The 4,232-nt window shown below is 72.8% G+C and carries 4 protein-coding genes; 2 read left to right on the top strand and 2 right to left on the bottom strand.

The window, feature by feature from the left end; all coding sequences use genetic code 11:
• Positions 1-3 precede the first annotated feature (3 nt).
• Positions 4-279 carry a hypothetical protein gene (locus ACFU99_RS35170; protein WP_384400121.1) on the bottom strand — a complete coding sequence of 92 codons (276 nt, stop codon included), beginning with the start codon at positions 277-279 and terminating at the stop codon, positions 4-6.
• A 278-nt stretch (positions 280-557) separates the two neighbouring features.
• Between ACFU99_RS35170 and ACFU99_RS35165 the strand changes: the two genes are divergently transcribed.
• Positions 558-1,352: an IclR family transcriptional regulator gene (locus ACFU99_RS35165; protein ID WP_384400118.1), complete on the top strand. Its 795-nt coding sequence runs from the start codon at positions 558-560 to the stop codon at positions 1,350-1,352.
• A 257-nt stretch (positions 1,353-1,609) separates the two neighbouring features.
• Here the strand turns inward: ACFU99_RS35165 and ACFU99_RS35160 are convergent, their stop codons facing one another.
• Positions 1,610-2,059 carry a hypothetical protein gene (locus tag ACFU99_RS35160; RefSeq protein ID WP_384400115.1) on the bottom strand — a complete coding sequence of 150 codons (450 nt, stop codon included), beginning with the start codon at positions 2,057-2,059 and terminating at the stop codon, positions 1,610-1,612.
• A gap of 423 nt (positions 2,060-2,482) precedes the next feature.
• Between ACFU99_RS35160 and ACFU99_RS35155 the strand changes: the two genes are divergently transcribed.
• A partial coding sequence (locus ACFU99_RS35155; RefSeq protein WP_384400112.1) for an acetyl/propionyl/methylcrotonyl-CoA carboxylase subunit alpha occupies positions 2,483-4,232 on the top strand: 1,750 nt, incomplete at its 3' end.

Genomic DNA, 4,232 nt, shown 5'->3' with positions numbered 1-4,232 from the left:
CTGTTACGGCATGGCCCGGCTCAGCTCCCCGAGGGCCTTGTCGGCCCCTTGCGACAGCCCCCCGGTCAGCTGCCCCACCCCGCCGGCCAGTCCGCTCCGCAGCTGACCGGCCCCCTTGTGCAGCTCACTGGTCGCCGTGGCGGTCCCCTTGGCCAGCCCGCCGCCGGCCCCGCCCTCGACCCCGTCGAACACCCCGGGGTACACGCTGAACTGCGGCTCCGCCCCCTCCATCGGCTTCGGCAGCGGCGCGGTGGGCAACGGCGCCTCAGGAGTGGGCACCGGCGGCATGGGCGCCGCCGGCCCCGGCACGGGGGCAGCGGAAGCGACCCCTTGAGCCATCGAAAGTGCGGACGCGGCGAGGACTACGGCTGTTGCGATGCGTTTGATCATGCTTGGTCAACGAGAGCGACAGGGTCGGGTCACCACCGTTGCCTCCAGCGGCTCTGCACGGGGGCGCTGCGCGGCAGGCCGCGGGACATGGGACCTGTGCGATTCTGGGAGGTCGGCCCGCCGGGAACGTGGCGGGTCGTTCGTCGTCTTCGAGGAAGCACTCACCCATGCCCGCGTCCCCGCCCGCAGCCCCCGGTCCGCAGTCCGTCGACCGGGCGTTGGATCTGCTCGACGCGGTCGCCGAGGCGGCCGGGCCGGTGACGGCCAAGGCCCTCGCCCGGCGGCTGGGGTGCGGGCTGTCGACCGTGTACGCGCTCCTCGGTTCGCTCACCGCGCGCGGGCATCTCACGCGCTCCGCCGCCGGGTACACGCTCGGCTACCGGCTCCCGGTGCTGCACCGCGCCTTCCAGCGGCAGATGCGGATCGACGACGGGCTGCACGAGGTGCTGCTGCGGGTGCGGCGGGGCGCGGGGGCCGAGGCGTACTTCAGCACGTACCGGGACGGCGAGATCGCCGTGCTGGACGGGACGACGGCCATCCATGACACGGACGCCGTCTTCTCGGTGGGCCAGGAGACGACGGCGCACGCCACCGCCCACGGCAAGGTGCTGCTCTCCGCCCTGCCGCGTGCCGCGCGGCACCAGTACTTGGCCGTGCGCGGCATGCGGCGGCTGACGCCGCGCACGATCACGTCGCCGGACCGGTTCGACCTCGAACTGCGGCGCGTGCGCCGGGACGGCTTCGCCGTGGAGATCGAGGAGGCGCGGCCGGGCATGGCGTGCGTCGCGGTGCCGGTACGGGCGTCGGCGGGCGGGGTCGGGGGTCCTGGCCGTGGCCGGCCGGTCACGGCCATCTCTGCGGCTCTGCCGTTGGACGAGTTCACCCGCCGCCGTGAGTCGCTGACGGAGGCGGTTCGGCGTGCCGCCGTGGAGGCGGAGGGGTTGACCTTGCACGGCGTCTGACGTCTTTCGGCGCGGGGCGGTCGTACGGGGCGGAGCGTCCGTCGGGGTGCGGCGCCGGGCTCTCCGGGGCGGGGTCCGGGACCGTATATTTACGGGCCGCTCGCCCGGCAGTTTGAAGGAACCCGGAACTTCGGCCCACAAATACACGGCAGCGTCCCGGACCCCGCCCCTGCGAGCCCGTCGCCTCCCGTTCGTGCCCGGCCGACGCTTCGACTCGGGCGCTGAGGCGGTTCGTACGGGCCGGTCCTCTGGGGTCGTCAGGCCGGGTGCGGGTTCCCCGCCTTCGTCGGCCGCGTATCGGGCGACTCGGCGTCCGGCTCCCGGTCGTACAGCACCAGGCTCAGCACGATCAGGCCCAGTACGACCATCATCAGCGCGAACGCGAACCAGCCGACCAGCCCGACGGCGAAAGCGCCCAGCAGCGCGTGCACCACCGCGCACGTGATGAGCACGATGCGCAGGAAGATGCCGGGCGCGCGGTCGCGCCAGGCGGTGCGGGCGAGGGCGAAGGCGCAGAGGAGGAGGTAGAGGGCGAAGACGGCGCCCGCGGCCCAGGCTCCGACCGTCATCGCGTGCGGGTCCAGGCCCGCGAGGGACATGCCCTGCTTGTCGACGACCAGGCCGAGGAACCAGTTGAGGAAGGCGATGCCGATCGCCTCCAGCACCAGCACCACGGCCGTCGTCGCGGCTACCGCTCTGCTCTTCACCTCCACCGCCCCTTCCGGCTGTTCGGCTGCCATTCCGCGCGGGCAGCGCGTCGTTACCCGCGGTACGTTCGACATCGGGCACGCTACTCATGGGTAAGCCACTGGACAAGGGTTCCGACGCAGGCGGTGACCGCCAGTGGACAGGCCGGAGGTGCGGGCAAACTTTCCCCCGCGCGTTCGTAGGGTCTCCACAAAGAATCCGCGCCCCGCGCCCCGCACGCGGCTGGAGACCTTGACCACATCGCGGCACGACCGGCGCTCCAACCATCCGGGCGTACCGTGGGACACCAGGGGAGTTGGGCCTCCATGGCCCACATTCGGCTGCCGCCTCACGCTCCGTGTGGGCAAGCTCACCCCCGGAGTCGGGTCGGCACAGAGTGTTGCCAGTACCTAAACTCACCTTGTTTCAAGGAGGGAGCCATCGTGCGCAAGGTGCTCATCGCCAACCGAGGCGAAATCGCTGTCCGCGTCGCCCGTGCCTGCCGGGATGCCGGAATCGCGAGCGTAGCCGTCTACGCCGATCCGGACCGGGACGCCCTGCACGTCCGCGCGGCCGACGAGGCCTACGCGCTGGGCGGTGACACCCCGGCGGCCAGCTACCTGGACATGGCCAAGGTGCTCGCCGCCGCTGCCGAGTCGGGGGCGGACGCCGTCCACCCGGGCTACGGCTTCCTGTCCGAGAACGCGGAGTTCGCCCAGGCCGTCCTCGACGCCGGGCTGACCTGGATCGGCCCCCCGCCGCAGGCCATCCGCGACCTCGGCGACAAGGTGGCGGCCCGTCACATCGCGCAGCGCGCCGGGGCCCCGCTGGTCGCCGGCACCCCCGACCCGGTCTCCGGGTCGGACGAGGTCGTCGCCTTCGCCGAGGAGCACGGCCTGCCGATCGCCATCAAGGCGGCGTTCGGCGGCGGCGGGCGCGGCCTGAAGGTCGCCCGCACGCTGGAGGAAGTACCGGAGCTGTACGACTCCGCGGTGCGCGAGGCGGTGGCCGCCTTCGGCCGCGGCGAGTGCTTCGTCGAGCGCTACCTCGACCGGCCCCGGCACGTGGAGACCCAGTGCCTGGCCGACACCCACGGCAACGTGGTGGTCGTCTCGACCCGTGACTGCTCGCTCCAGCGCCGCCACCAGAAGCTGGTGGAGGAGGCCCCCGCGCCGTACCTGAGCGACGGGCAGAACGCCGAGCTGTACGCGGCCTCCAAGGCCATCCTCAAGGAGGCCGGCTACGTCGGCGCGGGCACCGTCGAGTTCCTCGTCGGCCAGGACGGCACGATCTCCTTCCTGGAGGTCAACACCCGCCTCCAGGTCGAGCACCCGGTCACCGAGGAGGTCTCCGGCATCGACCTGGTCCGTGAGATGTTCCGGATCGCCGACGGCGAGGAGCTGGGCTACGACGACCCGGCGCTGCGCGGTCACTCCTTCGAGTTCCGCATCAACGGCGAGGACCCGGGCCGCGGCTTCCTGCCCGCGCCCGGCACGGTGACCAAGTTCGAGGCGCCGACCGGTCCGGGCGTCCGCCTGGACGCGGGCGTCGAGTCCGGTTCGGTCATCGGCCCCGCCTGGGACTCGCTGCTCGCCAAGCTCATCGTCACCGGCGCGACGCGCGGCCAGGCGCTCCAGCGCGCCAAGCGGGCGCTCGCGGAGTTCACGGTCGAGGGCATGGCCACGGCCATCCCGTTCCACCGCGCGGTCGTCGAGGACCCTGCCTTCGCGCCCGAGCTGCGTGACTCCAGCGGCCCGTTCGAGGTCCACACCCGGTGGATCGAGACCGAGTTCGCCAACACCATCGAGCCCTTCGCGGGCGCGGCCGTCGACGAGGACGAGGCCCTCGGCCGCGAGACCGTCGTCGTCGAGGTCGGCGGCAAGCGCCTGGAGGTCTCCCTCCCGTCCTCGCTCGGCATGTCCCTGGCCCGTACGGCCGCGGCCGGCGGCGCGAAGCCGAAGCGGCGCGCGACGAAGAAGGCCGGCTCCGCCGCCTCGGGCGACGCGCTCGCGTCCCCGATGCAGGGCACGATCGTCAAGGTCGCCGTGGAGGAGGGCCAGGAGGTCGCCGAGGGCGAACTGGTCGTCGTCCTGGAGGCGATGAAGATGGAGCAGCCCCTCAACGCCCACCGCTCCGGCACCGTCAAGGGCCTGAACGCCGAGATCGGCGGCTCGGTCACGTCCGGCGCGGCGA

It is taken from the genome of Streptomyces sp. NPDC057654 (genome assembly GCF_042800135.1).
Lineage (GTDB): Bacteria > Actinomycetota > Actinomycetes > Streptomycetales > Streptomycetaceae > Streptomyces.
Note: the sequence above shows the minus strand (reverse complement) of the source record. Positions and strands in the feature narration are given on the sequence as shown.

Coding starts and splice junctions, on each gene's coding strand:
- ACFU99_RS35165 (WP_384400118.1), top strand. CDS start 558: ATGCCCGCGTCCCCGCCCGCAGCCCCCGGTCCGCAGTCCGTCGACCGG.